We start from the raw sequence: 19,314 nt of genomic DNA on the forward strand, positions 1-19,314 counted from the left end.
GGCGTACCACCCCGGCGAGCGACGAGCCCTGCCGCGGTGGCTCCGCGCGGCAGGGTTCGGGACGGGCGAGGGCCGGGAACGGGCGAGGACCCGGGAACGGGCGTGGGCGAGGCGGTCGCCGGGTTACGAGACCTCGGCCGTTCGGCCGCTGGTCCGCGTCGGTCTAAGGGCTCAGCGTCTCCGGCACAAGCACCGGTCTCGGTTCCCGTGCCGGTTCCCGCGGCGCTTCCTGTGCCGGTTCCCGCCCCGGGGGCTCGGCCGGGGCCGGTTCCGGGGCCGCGTCCGCCGGGGCCGGGCCCGGCGGGAGCAGCTCCAGGACCGCCCGGCGCTGCGCGTCGCTCGTCGCTTCGTCGTACGGGTCCGGGGTCGCCGGGACCTGGAGGCGGTACACCGGGCCGCTGCCCAGCCGGGCGTACCCCCGGCCGGGCGGGACCTGCGTGGCGGGGGTGGTCCGCGGCGCTTCGCCCAGGACGGCCGCCAGCTGGTCCGGCGTGGCCGGGCCGAGGACGACACGCGCGCGCGTGTGCTGCAGGACGGACTCACTCAGGGTGTCCGTGCTGTCCAGCTGGTCGGCGACGACCACGGTCACGTTGGCGGCGCGGCCGTGCCGCAGCGGGACCTGGAGCAGCGACTGCGGATCCCGGCCGCCGTCCGCCGCGGCCAGGTGCGTGAACGCGCTCGGCCGGTCCAGCAGGACCCACAGGGGTCGCCCGAGGTCCTCCGGGTTGCCGGCCTGACGCGCGTGGTTGGCGGCGATCAGCCGCCGCTCGGTCTCCTGCGCCGCCCACTCCAGGCCCGCCAGCGCCCCGCCGAGGCCGAGCTCCACGGCCAGCACGCCGTCCCGGCCGGCCAGGCAGGCGTAGTCGCCGGTGCCGCCGCCGTCCACGATCACGACGTCGCCGTGCCGCAGCGCCTGCAGGGCGATCGAGCGCAGCAGCGTGGAAGCGCCGCAGCCCGGCCGGCCGAGAACGAGGAGGTGCGGCTCGGTGGAGCGGACGCCGGTGCGCCAGACGACGGGCGGCACGTCCCGCTGCTTCTCCCCGTGGGCGACGGGGAGTGTGCGCTGCACCTGCGTGGGGTCGGTGAAGCCCAGGACCGTCTCGCCGGGAGCGGTGACGAAACGCTGGGCGGCGATGTCGGTGGGCAGCGGCGCGAGGACGGTGAGGGTGAGCCGGTTGCCCTCCTCGTCCCACGCGAAGTGGTACTCGCGTCCGCGCCCCGCCTTCGCGGCGAGCAGGTGCTCGATGCGGACGCGCGACTCGGCCTCGCCGTCGGCGAAGTACGCCGGGTAGTGGATCACCAGCCGCGCGATCCGGCCCGTGTCGTCGAACGCCCAGGCCGAGAAGGCCTTGTCCCACTCGCCGCCGTGCGTGTACAGCGCGGCGGGGTCCTCCGTCGCCGAGAAGTACGGCACGAGGGCCTCGTAGAGCGAGCGCAGCCGCTGGGCCCGTGGCTCGTCGAGCCTGTCGGACGCGGACCGTGTGCGGCCCCGGCCCTGCCAGGCCGCCGCGCCCATCAGGGTGATGACGGCGAACAGGGGACCGTAGGGCACCAGCGCCACGACCAGGGACACGGACCCCACCAGGAACAGCAGCGAGCCGCGCCTGTCCCTGGGGGTGTCGCACCACCTGCGCCGGGCGGCCGAGGCCAGTCGGCGCAGCCCGCGGGTGATCGTGATCAGCGGTTGGAGGACGTCGGTGGCGCCGTCGGCCGCCGTCCGGGCCAGTTCCCGGCTGCGGGCGAGCTGCGCCGAGCCGGTGCTCACCATGCGGGGGAGGGGGCGCCGGGCCACCGCTGCCTCCAGACAGTACGTGCGGACGGGTGGACGGGCATCAGAACTTGATACCGCCGAGCAGACTCGCGAGGCTCTCGCCCCCCGCTCTGATGCCCGGGGCGATGGCCGTGCTGGACAGGTAGAACCCGAAGAGGGTGGCCACGATGGCGTGCGACGCCTTCAGGCCGTCCTTGCGGAAGAAGAGGAAGACGATGATGCCGAACAGGACCACGCCTGAGATGGAGAGGATCATGTGAGTTCTCCTGGTTCGCGGGACAGTCACCATGAGTACGTCCAGGCTCACAGCATGTATCTGTACGACAAAAGGTGCAACTGGGTGAAATGCGGGTGATAGGCCTTGTTCGGTGAGTCTCCCCCGGCCTGCCGGGGTGCGCTGCCCCGCCCGGCCGGTGCTGTGCCGATCTTCGCCTCGGGCACATCCCGTCGTGCGCCCCGCGAGCCAGTACCCTGGCGATTCACCCGCGCGGCGCACCCCTCGCCCCGTGCGCGCAGTCCCCGGAGTTCGCAGTGAGTCGAGTCGCGTTCGCAGTGAGAGGCGGTCCCGCCGATGTCGCCGATGAGTGAGGCCCCCGATCCCGAGGTCGTGGAACTCGCCACCAAGATCTTCGACCTGGCCCGGCAGGGGCGGACGGAGGCTCTCGTCGAGTACGTCGACGCCGGTGTCCCGGCCAACCTCACCAACGACCGCGGCGACTGCCTCGTCATGCTCGCCGCCTACCACGGACACGCCGACGCCGTCCGCGCACTGCTCGCCCGCGGCGCCGGGGCCGACCGCGTCAACGACCGTGGCCAGACCCCGATCGCGGGAGCCGTGTTCAAGGGAGACGCGGACGTGGTCCGCGCGCTGCTGGAGGGCGGCGCGGACCCGCGCGCGGGCACCCCCTCGGCCGTCGACACGGCCCGTATGTTCGGCCGGACGGACATGCTCCGGCTGTTCGGCGAGCAGTGAGCCGGTGCACGGTCCGTTCGCGGGCGCTCCCGACGGGGCCCGACCGGGTCCACAGCTGGTCGGGCCCGGTTCCGTCCGCTTCCGTCCGATTCTGATCCGGTACGGATCGTGCACTGATCCGGCGCCCGTCCGGTGCCGCCCGTACGCTGCCCGTCGACTCGCGCGTACGGTGCCGAGAGGTCCGGCCGTCCGGTGCCGGTCTATCCGGACGGTCTCGGTCCGCACGTTCTGAGCAGCGAAAACACGGAAAACGGGGGAGGCGGTACAGGGCCGCCGAAATATCGGTCGCGGCAGGTCTTACCGCCGGGTCATCATGACGTCGTGGTTCACGGACGTGATGGCTGGGCAGGTGTTGCCGCACCGCGCGGGCCGTGATGCGGTCCGCGAGGGCCACCGACGAGAGGCAGAGGAAGATGGTCTGCAGCAAGCAGGAAACGGCGGACGCCCCGACGTGTCGTCCCGCGGCCAGGTAAGGCACGTCCCCCGGTTGCGTCGACGCTTGATATGAGGCTGTTTCCCATGTTCGATCCGGTCATAGCGCCCAGCGGTACGCTGCTCGGTCTGCTCCAGAGGGGCCGCGGCGACGGCACGCTGCACGCGCTCACCGCGCCCCGGGACGAGGCGCTCGCGGCACTGAACCACTGTGTGCTGCGCGACCCTCGCCACGACTGGCAGCTGGAGAACCGCTCCCTCTACTACGCGCGCCTCTTCCTCGACCTGAACGGCGAACTCGACACCGTCGAGGCCCACCTCTTCGACGCCGAGGACGTCCTCGACTCCGAGGAGTGCCGCACCGGCCTCGCCCTCGCCGTCCTCGGGCACCTCGCCTCCTACGGCAGGCGGGACGCCCTCGAACTGCTGCGCCGGTACGCCGCCCACGGCGCCAACTGGGCCTGGGCCCTCGACGAACTGGCCCTGCGGGACGACGACGCCGGACTGCGCGCCCTCGCCGCGCCCGTGCTCGCCCGCTTCCCCGCCGGCCCCGAGGGCGAGGCCGAACTGGCCGTCGCCGTCCGTGACGCCTTCGAGCCCCGCCCCTGGCGGCTGTGGGCCGAGGACCCGCGCGAATCGATCGCCGCGCGCGTGCGTGCCGCGCAGGAGACCGGCTGCTTCGACCGATGGCAGCGGCAGATGCGGCCGAGCGGTCCCCGGCCGGGGTGGAGCGTGCGGGCCGTCTTCGACTGGGCCCAGCAGGGCCTCGAGCGGGGCGCCGCGCTGCACGTGCCCGCCGCCCGCTGCCTCGCCGCCGTCGCCGGACCCGAGGACCGGTCCGAGATCCTCACGGCCGCCGCGTCCGGCACCGACGGCGCCCGCTGCACCGCCCTGCGCTATCTCGCCGACGGCGACGACCCCCGCGCGCTGGACCTGATCGAGAGCGGGGTCGCCACCGGCCCGGGCGCCGTCGCGGACGCCGCCGTCGACGCCTTCGAACGGATGCGCGGCGCCGCCGCCGTCGAGCGCGCCCGCCGCTGGGTGCACCGGCCCGACCCGCTGGGCGCCGCCGCCGGACGCGTCCTCGCCTGCCACGGCGGTCCCCAGGACCGCGAGCTGGTCCTCGCCGCACTGCGCGAGGCGGTACGGGGCGAGGGCCCCGACGCGCCGACCCTGTGGACCCTTGTCGACGGCACCGGACGACTCGGCATCGCCTGCGCGGCACCCGTCCTGCGTCACGTCTACCGCGAGACCGCCTCCTCCCATCTGCGCGGCCGGGCCGCCCGGGCCCTCACCGCCACCGACCCCTCCTTCGCCACCGGCTTCGCGATCGAATGCCTCTGGGACTGCGAGGAGACCACCCGCGAACTGGCCGCCCGGCATGCCGAGACCGGAGACGCCCGCGTCGTCGAACGCCTGCGCAGGCTCGCCGCCGACCCGGCCGAGGAGGCCGAGGTCCAGACGGCCGTACGCAGCCGCATCGGACCTGACGCGCCTGCCGTGTGAGGAGGGCCTGCCCTCCGGCGCACACGGGCGGCGGAGGCGGCAGGCACCCGTAGGGGGCGATGCGGCCGGGTCCGGTGGCGCCCGCGGGGTCCGCCGGTGCTCGACCCGGCCCGCTCCGCCCGGGAGGCGGGGCCCCGGCCGCCCGGTCGTCAGAGGCGGCGTACCGCGACGAACCGTACCGGTGTGCCCGGGAGTGCCTGGGCGGCGGCGGGGAGGTCGGCGGTGCGGACCACCGCGATCACCGGGTAGCCGCCGGTCGTGGGATGGTCGGCGAGGAACACCACCGGCCTGCCGTCCGGCGGCACCTGGACGGCGCCCAGGACCATGCCCTCACTGGGCAGTTCCCCCGCGCGGGCCCGCTCCAGCGCGGCACCCTCCGTGCGCAGGCCGATCCGGTTGCTCGCCGCCGACACGCGGTACGGGCGCGAGGTGAACGTCCGCAGCGACTCGGGGGTGAACCAGTCGGCGCGCGGCCCGAGTGTCACCCGCAGCACCAGTTCGGCGGGCGGCGCGGGCTGCGGGGCGACGTCCACGCACGCGAGGCCGGCCGCCGGGGTGCCCAGCGGCAGCACCGTCCCGTCCGTCAGCGGTGCCGGGCCGAGGCCCGACAGCAGATCGGTGGAGCGGCTGCCGAGCACCGGCTCGGCAGCCACGCCACCGGACACGGCCAGATAGCTCCGTACGCCCGCGACGGCGGGTCCCACGTCCAGCAGGGCCCCCGCCGGGACGGGCACGGGTGCGCCCCACGCGGCCGGGCGGCCGTCCACGGTGACGCGGCAGGGTGCGCCGCCGACGGCGGCCGTGAGCGCCGAACGGGGCCGTACCGCGCACCCGGTGAGGGTGGTCTCCAGCACGGCCGCGTCGGGCGGATTGCCGACCAGCCGGTTGACGAGCGCCGCCGCGGGCCGGTCCAGCGCCCCGGACCGCGGCACCCCGAGATGCGCGTGCCCGGGTCTGCCGAGATCCTGGACGGTCGTCAGCGCCCCGGCCCGTACGACGGACAGCGCGCGGTCGGTCACGCCGCACCCGCCCGTCCGGCCGCCGCGCCGTCCGCGGTGTCCCCGTCCCCCCGGACGCCACCCGCCCGGCCCGCGTGGTCCGGCCCGCCCCCGGGTCGCGCTTGCCCCGCCGGTACGAACCGCACGCGCGTGCCCGGTGCCAGCAGCGCGGCCGGAACGCGCGCGTGGTCCCACAGCACGGCGTCCGTCGTGCCGATCAGCTGCCAGCCGCCCGGCGACGCACGCGGGTACACACCCGTGTACGGCCCGGCCAGCGCCACCGAGCCCGCCGGGACGGCCGTGCGGGGCGTGTCCCGGCGCGGCACGTGGTAGCGCGGCGGCAGCCCCGTGAGGTAGCCGAAGCCGGGCGCGAATCCGCAGAAGGCCACGCGGAACTCGGTGCCCGCGTGGACGCGCGCCACCTCCTCCTCCGGCACCCCCCACAGTGCGGCGACATCGGCCAGGTCGGGGCCGTCGTAGCGGACCGGGAGTTCGATCACGGCGCGCGCGCGTGGGGGAGCGGACGGCACGTCCGCCGCGGTGAGTTCGGATGCCAGCCGGGCCGGGCCGGTGACGCCGTCGAGGAGAACCGTACGGGCCGCGGGAACGATCTCCCGGGCCGTCAGCGTGCCCTCGGCGCGGCGGCGCAGCAGCTCCGCGTGGAGCGCCTCGGCCTCCTCGCCCGAGGCGACCTCGACGAGCAGGGCGCTGTCGCCGACCGGCAGCACCCTCATGCGAAGGCCTCCACCCGGACGCCCGAGGCAGCCAGCCGGTCCCGGACCCGCCGGGCCAGGTCGACCGCGCCCGGCGTGTCGCCGTGCAGGCACAGGGAAAGCGCGCGTACCTCGATCGGCGTCCCGCAGTGCGAGGTGACCACGCCGCGCCGGGCGATGCTCACCGAGCGTTCCACGACGGCCTCCGGGTCGGTGACCACGGCGCCGTTCCGGCCGCGCGGCACGAGGGTGCCCCGCTCGGTGTACGCGCGGTCGGCGAACGCCTCCGGGACGACCGGCAGCCCGGCCTTCGCGGCCAGCTCCAGCAGGCGGGAGCCGGGCAGTCCGAGGACGGGCAGTGCCGCGTCGGCGAGGAGTACGCCCGCCACGACCGCGCCCGCCTGCTCCTCGTCGTGCACGACGCGGTTGTAGAGCGCGCCGTGCGGCTTGACGTAGGCCACGCGTGCGCCCGCGGCACGGGCGAACACCTCGAGGGCGCCGATCTGGTAGGCCACTTCGGCGGTCAGTTCACCGCTCGGCACGTCCATCGCGCGCCGGCCGAACCCGGCCAGGTCCTGGTAGGAGACCTGGGCGCCGATCCGTACCCCCCGCTCGGCCGCCTGTTCGCACACCCGGCGCATGGTGGCGGCGTCCCCGGCGTGGAAGCCGCAGGCCACGTTGGCGCTGGTGACGACGGACAGCAACTGTTCGTCGTCGGTCAGACTCCAGCGGCCGAAGCCTTCGCCGAGGTCGGCGTTGAGATCGATCGTGATCATGGTTTCTCCGGGTCTCCTTCCCCGTCTCCTGCCCGGCCGCTCAGCCGACCCGGTACTGCTCGTCGCGGGTGTCGCCGATGAGCATCCGTCCCGGCGCGTGGGTGAGGGCGAACGGCGGGCGCGAGGCCGTCACGGCGGCCTGCGGGGTGACTCCGCAGGCCCAGAACACGGGGATGTCGTCCGGTTCCAGGTCCACCGGATCGCCGAAGTCGGGCCGGCCGAGATCGGTGATGCCGAGCGCGCCGGGGTCGCCGCAGTGCACCGGGCCGCCGTGCACCGCCGGCAGCAGGCTGCTCTCCCGGACCGCCGCGGACAGGTGCTCAGGGGGCACCGGGCGCATCGACACCACCATCGGCCCGTGCAGCCGGCCCGCCGTCCTGCACTGCCGACTCGTCCGGTACATCGGCACGTTGCGGCCCTGCTCGATGTGGCGCAGCGGCACGCCCGCCCCGGCGAGCGCCCACTCGAAGGTGAAACTGCACCCGATCAGGAACGACACCTGGTCCTCGCGCCAGTACGCGCGGACGTCCCGTGGTTCGTCCACCAGCTCGCCGTCCCGCCACACCCGGTAGCGCGGCAGGTCCGTGCGCAGGTCGGCACCGTCCGCGAGCGACGTGCGGTACGACCCGGCGTCCGTGACGTCGAGCACCGGGCACGGCTGGGGATTGCGCGTGCAGAACAGCAGCACGTCGTACGCCCAGTCGGCGGGCACCGAGATCAGGTTGGCCTGCGTGTGCCCCGCCGCCACCCCGGCCGTGGGACCGGACAGTCCGGCGCGGAACCGGGCGCGTGCCGCTGCCGGGCTCCACGCGTGCGCGTGCTCGTCGAGGAGGACCAGCGGGCGGTCGGCCGGGACAGCGCCGGCGGGACGGCCGTGGTCCACCGGACGGCCACGGCCCGCGGGACGGTCGGAATCCGCGGGCCGGTCAGGGTTCGCGGGACGGGCGGAATGGGCGGGTCGGCCGGGGTCTGAGGGGCGGTCACGGTCTGCGGGGCGGTTCACGCCAGCTCCTTCCCGCGCGTCTCCGGCAGACCCAGCAGCGCCAGCGCCGCGAGCCCGTAGCCGATCGCGCCGAAGACCAGTGCCCCGCCCACCCCCCAGCTGTCGGCCAGGAAGCCGACCGTCGTCGGGAAGACGGCGCCGATCGCGCGTCCGGTGTTGTACGTGAAGCCCTGCCCCGTGCCGCGCACCGCCGTCGGGTACAACTCGCTCAGATACGACCCGAATCCGCTGAAGATCGCCGACATGCAGAACCCGAGCGGAAAGCCGAGCACCAGCAGCAGGGTGTCGGCGCCGCCCGGGATGTTCGCGTACGCCAGGATGCAGACCGCCGACAGCAGCGCGAACAGCCAGATGTTGCGGCGCCTGCCCAGCCGGTCGGTGAGGTAGCCGCCGGTCAGATAGCCGATGAAGGCGCCCGAGATCAGGAACGTGAGATAGCCGCCGGTGCCGACGACCGACAGGCCGCGATCGGTCTTCAGATACGTCGGCACCCAGGTCGCCAGGGTGTAGTAGCCGCCCTGGACGCCGGTCGACAGCAGGACTGCGAAGACGGTCGTACGCAGCAGACCGGGCGACGCGGCCGTGCCCGGCCGGAAGATCGCCGCGAACGAGCCCTTCCCGGTGCTGTGTTCGCGCGCCAGGGCCGCCTGCGGGGCGTCGTGGACACTGCGCCGCACCCACACCACGAGCAACGCGGGCAGCGCACCGGTCCAGAACATGATCCGCCACGCCAGCCCCTCGTCGGCCAGCGAGAACACCAGCGTGTACACGGTCGCCGCCAGCGCCCAGCCGACCGCCCACGAACTCTGGACCGCCCCGAGCGTGCGTCCGCGGTGCCTGGCGCCGGAGTACTCGGCGACCAGGATCGCGCCGACCGCCCACTCGCCGCCGAAGCCGAGCCCCTGCAGGGCGCGGAACACCAGCAGCGTCTCGTAGGTGGGGGCGAAACCGCACGCCACGGTGAACACGGCGTACGTGATCACGGTGATCAGCAGTGCCCGCACACGTCCGATCCGGTCCGCCAGTACGCCCGCGAGGGCGCCGCCGACCGCGGAGACCACCAGCGTGACGGTGGTGAACAGGCCGGTCTGACCGCTGTCCAGGTCGAAGTACGCGGCCAGGGCGACCATGCTCAGCGGCAGCGTGAAGTAGTCGTAGGAGTCCAGCGCATAGCCGCCGAACGCGCCCGCGAAGGCGCGCCGGCCGCGCGGACCCAGGGCGCGCAGCCAGCCGAGCGCGCCGTCGTCGGGCGCGCGCCCGCCCGGGCCGGTCGGGCCGTCGGTCGTCAGCGCCTGCTGTGGAGGGGTCGTGCTCATGGGCACCTCGCAATGGAGGACGGAGGGTGCTGGGGGGCAGTGAGCCGTGCCGTTGCGGAAGGGTCCGGCGCGGTGGTGGCCCCGGTGCGGGACGCGACGCGGCGCCGTGTGCAGCAAGGTAGAGGATCGTTGAACGATCCTTCAATACCCGCGTTGTTTCGTTCTGCTGTCTGCGGTTGAATTCCGGGCATGGCAGAGCAGTTGAGCGGACTGGCCGACGACCGCGCCCTCCTGGGCCGCACCAGCACCGCCGAGCGGGTCTCGGACATCCTCAGGAGCCGCATCGCCGAGGGCTTCTTCCCGCCCGGCACCCGGCTCTCGGAGGACAGCATCGGCGGCGCGCTCGGCGTCTCCCGCAACACGCTGCGCGAGGCGTTCCGACTGCTCACCCATGAACGCCTGCTCGTCCACGAGCTCAACCGGGGAGTGTTCGTCCGGGTCCTGACCGTCGAGGACGTCGAGGACATCTACCGCACCCGCGCCCTCGTCGAATGCGCCGTCGTCCGTGGCCTCGGCGCACCGCACGACCTGGACGGGCTCGCCGAAGCCGTCGAGAGCGGGCGGCGCGCGGCGCGCGAACGTGACTGGAAAGCAGTGGGTACGGCCAATATCCACTTCCACCGGGAGCTGGTCGCCCTCGCCGGCAGCGAGCGCACCGACGAACTGATGCGCAGCGTCTTCGCCGAACTCCGCCTCGCCTTCCACGTCGTGGACGACCCGCGCGCCCTGCACGAGCCGTACATCGCCCGCAACGCCGAACTCCTCGACGCCCTGCGGGCCGGCGACCGCGACCAGGCCGAACGGCTGCTCGCGGGCTACCTCGGCGACTCGCTGGAGCGGGTCGTGGACGTGTACCGGCGGCGGGTCGTGGGCGAGGACGGCTGACGACCCCGGCTCCGCACCGGCTGCGCCGCGACGGGTCCGCCGCGGCGGGGCGACACCCCCGACGCCGGGACGCCCCGCCGCCCCGGGGGGCGTCCCGCGTCGTGTGGGTGGTTGTCAGACCGAGGACCTAGGCTGTGCACCGTGACTTCGCCTGCCTCGACGGACCGTGTTCCGCCCCAGCTCAGCGCGGGGCCGCGGCCCGCGCCGGGCCCGGCCGCCGACGAAGGACTGGCGCGGCGCCTGCGCGCGCTCGCCTGCACCGCCCCGCTGCACGACCTGGACGCCCGCAAGGCCAACCTCGCGGGCGAGTACTCGGTGTACGGGATGGCGGAGGTCGCCCTCGCCGCCATCGACCTCGTCACGCTCAACATGGACTTCGACACGGGTGCCGACCACGACCAGATAGTGGCCCGCCTCGTCCCGCGCATCGCCGCCCAGGCCCCGCGGCGTCCCGCGGCCGAGCACGAGCGCGTGGCCCGCTGGGTCCTGGAGAACCTGATCAACGTCGGCAGCGTCGACCGCGGATTCCGCGCCGTGTACGGCACGTTCGGACCGGACGGCTCCTATGTGCGGCGCGACTACGACTTCAAGCTGATCGAGGAGGTCCCCGGCCCCGGCGGCACGGTCTACCTCCGTACGACGGACGAGGCGGTCAACGTCCTCGTCGGCGCCCTCGACACCGATGTGACCAGCGCGCAGATCGCCGCCGAGGTCAAGCTGGAGGTGCTGATCAGCCGCGGGCGGCTCGCCGACGCCCAGCTCGCCGCCGAGCAGGCCCGCTACCGCACCGTGCAGTACTCCGAAACCCTCCGCAGGGCCCTCGACGCCACCCGGCGCAACGTCCGCGCGGTCGACTGGCTGAGCGCCGTCCCCGACATGATCGCCGAGGCCCTCGACCACGTCGCCGACCGCTACCGCCACGAGAACGCGATCCTCACCAACATCCGCAGGGCCCGCGACGAGTCCGAGGACCCCGAGCACAAGCGCCGCGCCGCCGAGCTCGTCGACATCGTGAAGGACTGCATCCGCCGCCACACCCAGCTCCAGTCCCGGCTGCTGGAGGCGGGCCCGCTGTTCCGCGCCGAGCAGGACCGGCAGGCCTTCGCCCCGCCCGCCGCCACGGCCGGTCTCGACCTGTACGGCCAGCTCCTCGCGCCCGTCCTGCCGCTCCCGCTGGAACAGGCGATCCGCGTCACCGACGCGTTCTTCGCCCGCGGGACCGGACTGCGTACGCCGGTGTCGGTGCGGGTCGGCGACCTCGTGGACCTGCTGCTCACCCCGCCCCTGGAGCGTGAGCACCTGGGCGCCGAGATGCCCGAGCCCGATGTGATCGCCACGCCGGACGACAGCCGGTTCAGCGAGGAGCAGCTGGCCGCCGCCATGGACCTGCTCGCCCTGCCGCACGACGCGCCGCGCCGGCTGTCCGGCCTGCTCGCCGAGGCCCGTCGGCGCGACCCCGAACTGCCGTACCTGGTCGCTCTGCTCGCGGTGCACGCGGCCAGCCCGCCGGTCGGCACGGCCTACCGCCAGGGCGAGCAGAGGCTGCTGTTCGCCGTGGACGACGGCACCGAGCTGGACGACCCCGAGTTCGGCGGCGCCGACCTGATCGTCGGCACCGCGCTGCTGGACGCGGCGGGGATGGCGGCGGACAGGACGGAAGCAGCATGAGTAGGCACCAGCACAGCAAGGAGCACCGACCGTGACCGAGCACGTCGAGTGGAGTGAGGCGGAGCCCGCGGTCCCGCAGGCGAACGCCGCCGTCACCCCCGCCGACGCCGCCGACGCGGCGCGGCTCGTCTCCTTCGGCCTCCAGCCCAAACTGCAGCCCGCCCGCGACCAGGAGTACGCGGACCTGCTGCGCCGCTACCGGGACGACCCGCCGTTCGCGCGGCTCGCCGACGCCGTCGCCACCGGGCTCGGGCTCGTCGTCCTGGAGGTGTCCCCGCGCGCGGGCATGGCCGTCACGGCCGCCGAGGACTCCGTGTTCGCCGTCCGCATGAGCGAGTACGCGCGCCGCACCTCCGCCGACTCCGGTGACCGCTTCCTGCACGGTCTGTCCCACCTCGCCGTCGCGGCCCTGGCGTTCCCGCGCCCAGAGGACCTCGCCGACGACGGCTACATCGGCCGCGTCACCGTCAACGGCGTCGACGCGTTCGTCCGGCAGGCCTGCCGGCGCCTGGAGGCGCGCGCCGAGGAACAGGGCGAGAACACCGACCCGGCCAGCGGCGCGCCCGGCCTGGAGACGGCCTGGCGGATCTGGGCCAGACGCAGCGCGACCGGTGCCACCAAGGACGCCCGCCGCCTCGCCGGCTCCACCACCGGCATCGTCGCCAAGGCCGTCGCGTTCCTCACCGACTCCGGCTTCCTCCAGCGCACCGGCGACGACAACGGCGGCACGTACCGCACGACGGCCCGCTACCAGCTCCAGGTCCGCGACATGGCCGGCGGCGCCGCCATGGCCGAACTGCTGGAGCTCGGCATCGTCCCGGTGACCGACGGCACCGCGACGCTGCTGCCGCCCGAGGACAGCGACGCCCTCGACCTGGTGGCCGAAGCCGGACTGCCGTTCCACTCCTCCTGAGCCCCGGTTCCCGAAGCCCTGGTTCCCGAGCTCCCCCACCCCCGAGCTCGGGAACTCCCCCTGACGAAGCCTTACGAGAGTCCGCCATGTACGAGCTGTCCCGGGTCCGCCTCTACTCCATCGGACCCGCCGGTGCGCGCTACGCCGACACCGTGCTTGACCTGCGCGGTGTGGGCCAGCCCGTGCCCGACCCCGCGCCCACGCAGGCGGAGTTCTTCGCGGCGGAGCCGGTCGGTCCGCCGCGCCGCCCCGCACCCGCCGGCGTGCTCTTCCTGGAGAACGGCGGCGGCAAGTCGGTGCTGCTCAAGCTGATCTTCTCCGTGATGCTGCCCGGCCACCGCAACACCCTCGGCGGGGCCAGCTCCGGCGTCCTGCGCAAGTTCCTCCTCGCCGACGACTGCGGTCACGTGGCGCTGGAGTGGCAGCACGTGCTCACCGGCGAGTGTGTCGTCGTCGGCAAGGTCAGCGAGTGGCGCGGGCGGCAGGTCTCCAACGACCCGCGCAAGTTCGCCGAGGCCTGGTACTCCTTCCGCCCGGGCCCCGGACTCAGCCTGGACAACCTCCCCGTGGCCGAGTCGACCGCCGTGCGCCCCGCCGTGGAGGGCGCCTCCGGCGCACACGGCCGCCGCCGCACCATGAAGGGCTTCCGCGACTCCCTCACGGAGGCCCAGAAGGCATACCCGCACCTGGAAGTGCACTGGGAGGAGACCCACGAGCGCTGGACCGACCACCTCGGCGAACTCGGCCTCGACCCCGAACTCTTCCGCTATCAGCGCGAGATGAACGCCGACGAGGGCGAAGCCGCCGGCCTGTTCGCCGTCAAGAAGGACTCCGACTTCACCGACCTGCTGCTGCGTGCCGTCACCGACACCCGCGACACCGACGGACTCGCCGACCTCGTCGGCGGCTTCGGCAACAAGCTCGGCCGCCGCGCCGAACTCATCGCCGAACGCGACTTCACCGCGGGCTCCGTGGACCTCCTCGGCCGCATCGTGGAGGCCGCCGCCGCCCGCGCACGGGCGCGTGACATCCACGCCGCCGCCGAACGCCGCACCAGGACACTCGCCCGCCGGCTGTCCGCGCGCGGCAAACGGGAGCGGGCGCGGGCCGCCGACCTCGCGCAGCGCGTCAGCGCCGCCGCGCACGCCGTCACGCACACCGAGTCCGCGCGCGGGCGCAGCGCCCTGATCACCGCCGAACTCGCCTACCGGCACGCCTCCCTGGCACTCGCCGCCGCCGAGAAGACCGCCGCGGCGCAGAAGCGCGAACTCGCCGACGCCCGCACTCTGCACGCCGCCTGGCAGGCCGCCGAAGCCGTCCTGCGGCACCGCGCCGCCGCCGACCGTGTCACGCGCGTGTCCGCGGCGATCCAGGAGGCAGAACGCGACGCGGCCCCCGCGCTCGCCGCCCGCGCCAAGGCCGCCGTCGATCTCGTACGCGCCCTGCACGCCGCCGCGCAGAGCGCCGAGGACCTCGCCAACGAGGAGGAGGATCGCTCCGCCGCCCTCCAGGACACCGGCGACACGGCCCACCGGGACTCCACAGCCGCCGCCACCGAGGCGCAGCGTGCCCGCAGCGAGATCGGGCACCTGCGGCAGCGCCTCGCGGAGGTCGAGCAGGAGACCGCCGAGGCGGTCCGTGCGGGCTGGCTCGACGACACCGCGCCCGACGCCGACCCGGCCCGCGCCGCCCTCGCCGCCAGCGACGCAGAGAAAGCAGCCGTCGCCGCCTGGGACACCGCCCGCGAGGCCGCACGCCGGGCCACCGAGCACGCGCGCGAGGCCGCCGCCACCGAGACCCGCGCCGAACTGACCGCGGCCCGCGCGTCCGACGCGGCCACGGCGGCCGAGTACGGCCACCAGGCGGAGTGCCGCACCGCCGAGGCGCTCGCGGCCGAGGAACGGCTCGCGGAACTGCTGAGCCTGCCGGGCACCCCGGGCACCCCGGGCGCCGCACGGGCGGGGGTCCCCGGGCAGCGCGGCGGCGACGGCGCCTCCTCCCGCACCGGGTCCGACGGCGGCGCCGCCCACCGCCCGTCCCGGCCGGATGCGCTCACCGCCGGGGAACTGGACCGGTGCGCCGACGACCTGCGCGCCCTGCTCGACGACGCCGTCTCCTCCGCCGAACGCCAGCTCTTCGACCTCCGTACGGCCGCCGCCGACGACTCGCGCATCCTCGGCGCCCTCGGCGACGGCGGACTGCTGCCGCCCGGCCCGGACGTGCTGGCCACCGTCGAGTTCCTCGGCGAGCACGGCATCCCCGCGCTGCCCGGCTGGCGCTACCTCGCGCAGGCCGTCGACCCCGCCGACCACGCGCGCGTGCTGGCGGCCCGGCCCGAACTCGTCGACGGCGTCGTCATCACCGACCCCGGCTCGCACGCACGCGCGCGGGACGCGCTGAGCGGCGCGGCGCTGCTGCCGCGGTCCACCGTCGCGGTCGGCACGGCCGCGGCCCTCCTCGCGCCCACCCCGGCAGTCGGCTCCGACGACGTCTTCCTCGTACCGCCGAACCCGGCCATGCACGACGAGCACGCCGCCGACGAGGAGCGGCAGGCGCTGCGCGCCCGGGCCACCGCGCGCGACGAGGAGATCCGGACGCTGGCCGCCCGGCTCGGCAAGGACCGCGAGCTGGCCGCCCGACTCGCCTCCTGGCGCACCGCCTGCCCCGCCGGGCGGCTCGCCGAACTGGCCCGGACCGCCGAGGAGGCCCGCGCCTTCGCCGCCGAGGCCGAGGCGGAACTCGCCGAGGCGCGGACTGCGCGGGCCGAGTCCGAGGAGGCCGCCGCCGAGGCCGTGCAGGTGCGGGACGAGCGGCAGGAGGCCGCGCAGAGGGCCCGGCGCGCCGCCGACGCCCTCGCCGGGCTGGCCTTCCGGCTGCGGGAACGGGCGGGTTGGCAGGCCAGACTGCGTGAACTCGCCGACGAGGCCGCCGAGGCCGAGGCCCGCGCCCAGACCTGCCTGGAGCGCGCCCGCGCCGCCGACGAGGACCGTCGCGCGGCCCAGCGCGCCGCCGACGACGCCCGCCGCACCGCGCGTGCGCTGCGTGCCGAGCGCTCCGAGATCGCCGGCGCACCCGACGACGTACCGGAGGACGGCGCGGGTGGGCCGAAATCGTCCCTGCCCGCGCTCCGCGAGGCCTACCGGGCGGCCTCCCAGGTGTACGAGAAGGTCGGCGTCGGCGCCGACCTGCGCGCCGAGCAGGCACGCGCCGAGAGCGACGAGAGCGCCGCCCGCGCCGAACTGGACCGGCTCAGCAACAAGGTCCGTACGCGCGCGGCGCAACTGCTGGAGTCCCCGGACGGCTCCGACGGGCCGTCCCGGCAGGCCGCCGCGGCCCGCGCCGAGGAGCTCGTGCAGCTGCTGGAGACCCGCGTGTCCAGCGCCAGCGAGCAGCTCGGCCGACTGCGCGGCGAGGCCGAGCGGCACGCGCCCGAGGACGCCGAGGCCCACACCGAACTGCCCGAGGAACTCGTACCGCGTGACGCCGAGCACGCCCAGGCCCTGCTGCGCACGGCGACAACCGAACTGGCTACCCGCACCGAGGCGGGGACGCACGCGCGCGAGGCGCACGCCGAACTCCTCGACGCGCACCGCGCAGCGGAGGACGCGGCGAGCGGCTTCGACGAGATCGCGGCGATGCTCCGCGACCTGCTGCGCGAACACACCGCGGACGACGAGCAGGACGAGCCGGAGCCGTACCCGGGCAGTCCCGAGGAGGCCCGGCACTCGGCCGCCGAGGCCCGCCGGTCGCTGCGCGGCTGCGCCGCCGACCTGTCCGCCGCCGAGGCCGCCGTCCGCGAGGCGAGCGACATCCTCGTCCGGCACGCCAACTCCACGCGCTACGAGCAGGTGCGCACCCCGGCCCGGCAGCAGATCCGCGAACTGCCCGCCGCCGCGCTGCCCGAACACGCCCAGAAGTGGGCGGACGCCTTCGCGCCCCGGCTACGGGTCCTGACGGACGAGCTGGAGCAACTGGAGCGCAACCGCGACTCGATCGTGGACCGTCTGCGCGGCCTGGTCGAGTCGGCTCTCGCCACGCTGCGGTCCGCGCAGCGGCTGTCCCGGCTGCCCGAAGGGCTCGGCGAGTGGTCGGGGCAGGAGTTCCTGCGCATCCGCTTCGAGGAACCCGACCAGGCCACCCTCACCGAACGGCTCGGCGACGTCGTGGACGAGGCGACCCGCGCGGCCCTGAGGAAGAACTCCGACCTGCGGCGCGACGGCATGTCCCTGCTGCTGCGCGGCGTCGCGGCGGCGCTCCAGCCGAAGGGCGTGGCGGTGGAGATCCTCAAGCCGGACGCGGTGCTGCGCGCCGAGCGCGTCCCCGTCGGCCAGATGGGCGACGTGTTCTCCGGCGGCCAGCTGCTGACAGCGGCCATCGCCCTGTACTGCACCATGGCCGCCCTCCGCTCGAACGACCGGGGCCGCGACAAGCACCGGCACGCCGGCACGCTGTTCCTGGACAACCCGATCGGCCGCGCGAACGCGACGTACCTCCTGGAGCTCCAGCGAGCTGTCTCCGACGCCCTCGGCGTGCAGCTCCTCTACACCACGGGCCTGTTCGACACGACCGCTCTGGCCGAGTTTCCGCTGGTCATCCGGTTGCGCAACGACGCCGACCTCAGGGCCGGGCTGAAGTACATCAGCGTCGAGGAGCACCTGCGGCCGGGCCTGCCGCGGGACGTCTCCGGCGCGGAGGGCGGGCACAGCGAGATCACCGCGACACGGATGTACAAGCGCCCGGCGCCCATCCCGTCGTAGCCACCGGGCTGCGGCGGGCGGGGCGGGGACCGCGGGCCGGCCGTGGTCCCCGACGGCGCGACATCGGTATGTCGTGCCCAGCTGCCGGACCGTACGACGTGGCCCCGACCGTTGCCGCCTGCGTTGCCGTTGGCGCCGGGTGACGGCGAAGGAGGGTGACCTCGGTCGTCGTCACCCGGGTGTTCCCCGGGCGGGCGCGGCGGCGAAGCGGGCGGGATCGAACAGTCCGACGGGGTGCGCGGTGGCGCCCGTCAGTGCCAGGTCGGCGACGACCTCGCCCATCACGGGGACGAACTTGAAACCGTGCCCGGAGAACCCGCATGCCACGGTGACCGAGTCGGGGTGCGCCGGGTGACGGGCGACGACGAAGTGCTCGTCCGGGGTGGTGGTGTACATGCACGTCGCGGCCTTCAGGAAGGTGCCCGGCAGGTCCGGGATGCAGCCGCGCATGTGCTCCGCCATGGCCCTGACCTCCTCCTCGTGCACCGTCCGGTCGATGGTCTCCGGGGTGGTGGCGAGCCCTCTGCGGAAGAAGGCGACCTTGGCGCCGAGACCGGGGCCGTCGATGGCCGGGAAGCCGTAGACCTGGACGCCGGACGCGTCCTCCCAGATGTAGACGGGGTGGTTCTCCGGGCGGAAGGGCCCGGTGCCGCCCTTCGGCCGGAACCAGTACATGACCTGCCGCTCGACTGTGAACGGAACCCCCAGGCCCGTCAGCATCTGCGGCGCCCACGCACCCGGACAGACCACCAGGTGTCCCGCCGTGTACGTGTCCTCGGCGGTGTGCACCCGCACCCCGTCCCGGTACGGCTCCCAGCGCGTCACCGGCTCGTCGAAGTGGAGGTCGGCGCCCTGCCGGGTGGCGAGCTGAAGGTGCGCGGCGACGGTGTTCTCGGGCCGCAGCAGCCCGGCCTTGCGTTCGTACAGGGCGACTTCGTCGTCCCGGGGTGTGAGCGTGGGAAACCGGCGCCGGAGCTCCTTCGCGTCCAGCATCTCGTGCGGCAGGTCCCACTCCCGCGCGGAACGCAGCGATCCGGAGACGGTCCGCGACTCGGGCCGGCCGACCATCACACCGCCGCCGATGACGGCGATCTCCCGGCCGGTGGCCCGCTCCAGCTCCTCGTACAGCTCGTACGAGCGCAGCAGCAGCGGCACGTACGCCGGGTCCTCGAAGTACGACTGCCGGGTGATCCGTGAACCGCCGTGGCTGGAACCGCGGCTGTGCACCGGACCGAATCTCTCCAGGCCGAGCACGCGGGCACCGCGCGCCGACAGATGGTGGGCGGCGGCACTGCCCATGCCGCCGAGACCGACGACGACGACGTCGTAACCGGGGGACATGCGGGACCTCCTGGCGGCGATGCGGGTCGTTTTCGGGTCGAGGGGCGGTTCGTCGGCGACGGACATCCTGTCCGCCGACAGGGTGATCGTCCCAGTGGGCGCCACCCCCACCACCCCCGGCACCGACCGGTTCCGGGCGGACCGACCGGAACCGGCGGCTGCCCCGGCTGTCCGGTCGGCGGCGCAGAGGCTGAGGCCCCCGCAAGGCCGGCGGCCCTTGCCCTTGCGGGACATCGAACGCCGGTCGGCCAGTCCCGACGTC

General features: G+C 74.7%; 14 protein-coding genes. 6 read left to right on the forward strand and 8 right to left on the reverse strand.

The window, feature by feature from the left end; genetic code table 11:
- Window positions 1-163: 163 nt before the first annotated feature.
- Entirely contained in the window at window positions 164-1,792 is a 1,629-nt protein-coding gene (locus tag ABZ354_RS10145; protein ID WP_358654917.1) for a hypothetical protein, read from the reverse strand.
- A 40-nt stretch (window positions 1,793-1,832) separates the two neighbouring features.
- Entirely contained in the window at window positions 1,833-2,027 is a 195-nt protein-coding gene (locus tag ABZ354_RS10150) for a hypothetical protein (protein ID WP_358654919.1), read from the reverse strand.
- Between the two features lie 324 nt (window positions 2,028-2,351).
- Between ABZ354_RS10150 and ABZ354_RS10155 the strand changes: the two genes are divergently transcribed.
- The gene (locus ABZ354_RS10155) at window positions 2,352-2,744 is read left to right on the forward strand and encodes an ankyrin repeat domain-containing protein (protein WP_358654921.1); all 393 of its coding nucleotides are present in this window, start codon (window positions 2,352-2,354) and stop codon (window positions 2,742-2,744) included.
- 519 nt (window positions 2,745-3,263) lie between these two features.
- Window positions 3,264-4,682: a HEAT repeat domain-containing protein gene (locus tag ABZ354_RS10160; protein WP_358654923.1), complete on the forward strand. Its 1,419-nt coding sequence runs from the start codon at window positions 3,264-3,266 to the stop codon at window positions 4,680-4,682.
- A gap of 149 nt (window positions 4,683-4,831) precedes the next feature.
- Here the strand turns inward: ABZ354_RS10160 and ABZ354_RS10165 are convergent, their stop codons facing one another.
- The 5 genes from ABZ354_RS10165 to ABZ354_RS10185 form a co-directional block, all read right to left on the reverse strand.
- Window positions 4,832-5,701 carry a biotin-dependent carboxyltransferase family protein gene (locus ABZ354_RS10165; RefSeq protein ID WP_358654925.1) on the reverse strand — a complete coding sequence of 290 codons (870 nt, stop codon included), beginning with the start codon at window positions 5,699-5,701 and terminating at the stop codon, window positions 4,832-4,834.
- Window positions 5,698-6,414, reverse strand: coding sequence for an allophanate hydrolase subunit 1 (locus ABZ354_RS10170; protein ID WP_358654926.1), 717 nt, complete (start codon window positions 6,412-6,414; stop codon window positions 5,698-5,700). The genes ABZ354_RS10165 and ABZ354_RS10170 overlap by 4 nt, the downstream gene beginning before the upstream one ends.
- Window positions 6,411-7,169, reverse strand: a complete 759-nt coding sequence (locus ABZ354_RS10175; RefSeq protein WP_358654928.1) for a 5-oxoprolinase subunit PxpA — start codon at window positions 7,167-7,169, stop codon at window positions 6,411-6,413. The genes ABZ354_RS10170 and ABZ354_RS10175 overlap by 4 nt, the downstream gene beginning before the upstream one ends.
- A gap of 40 nt (window positions 7,170-7,209) precedes the next feature.
- Window positions 7,210-8,052, reverse strand: a complete 843-nt coding sequence (locus ABZ354_RS10180; RefSeq protein WP_358654930.1) for a putative hydro-lyase — start codon at window positions 8,050-8,052, stop codon at window positions 7,210-7,212.
- Window positions 8,053-8,168: 116 nt separating this feature from the next.
- Window positions 8,169-9,488: an MFS transporter gene (locus tag ABZ354_RS10185; RefSeq protein WP_358654932.1), complete on the reverse strand. Its 1,320-nt coding sequence runs from the start codon at window positions 9,486-9,488 to the stop codon at window positions 8,169-8,171.
- Window positions 9,489-9,677: 189 nt separating this feature from the next.
- Between ABZ354_RS10185 and ABZ354_RS10190 the strand changes: the two genes are divergently transcribed.
- The 4 genes from ABZ354_RS10190 (at window position 9,678) to ABZ354_RS10205 (ending at window position 17,711) form a co-directional block, all read left to right on the forward strand.
- On the forward strand, window positions 9,678-10,373 hold the full coding sequence (locus tag ABZ354_RS10190; protein WP_358654934.1) for a GntR family transcriptional regulator: 696 nt from the start codon (window positions 9,678-9,680) through the stop codon (window positions 10,371-10,373).
- Between the two features lie 141 nt (window positions 10,374-10,514).
- The gene (locus tag ABZ354_RS10195; RefSeq protein WP_358654936.1) at window positions 10,515-12,041 is read left to right on the forward strand and encodes a hypothetical protein; all 1,527 of its coding nucleotides are present in this window, start codon (window positions 10,515-10,517) and stop codon (window positions 12,039-12,041) included.
- A 31-nt stretch (window positions 12,042-12,072) separates the two neighbouring features.
- Window positions 12,073-12,954, forward strand: a complete 882-nt coding sequence (locus ABZ354_RS10200) for a hypothetical protein (RefSeq protein WP_358654938.1) — start codon at window positions 12,073-12,075, stop codon at window positions 12,952-12,954.
- 86 nt (window positions 12,955-13,040) lie between these two features.
- The gene (locus ABZ354_RS10205; RefSeq protein ID WP_358654940.1) at window positions 13,041-17,711 is read left to right on the forward strand and encodes a hypothetical protein; all 4,671 of its coding nucleotides are present in this window, start codon (window positions 13,041-13,043) and stop codon (window positions 17,709-17,711) included.
- A 171-nt stretch (window positions 17,712-17,882) separates the two neighbouring features.
- Here the strand turns inward: ABZ354_RS10205 and solA are convergent, their stop codons facing one another.
- A complete protein-coding gene (gene solA / locus ABZ354_RS10210; protein WP_358654997.1) occupies window positions 17,883-19,052 on the reverse strand; it encodes an N-methyl-L-tryptophan oxidase in 1,170 nt (389 codons plus the stop codon).
- Window positions 19,053-19,314 lie beyond the last annotated feature (262 nt).

Source organism: Streptomyces sp. NPDC005925 (assembly GCF_040638805.1).
Lineage (GTDB): Bacteria > Actinomycetota > Actinomycetes > Streptomycetales > Streptomycetaceae > Streptomyces.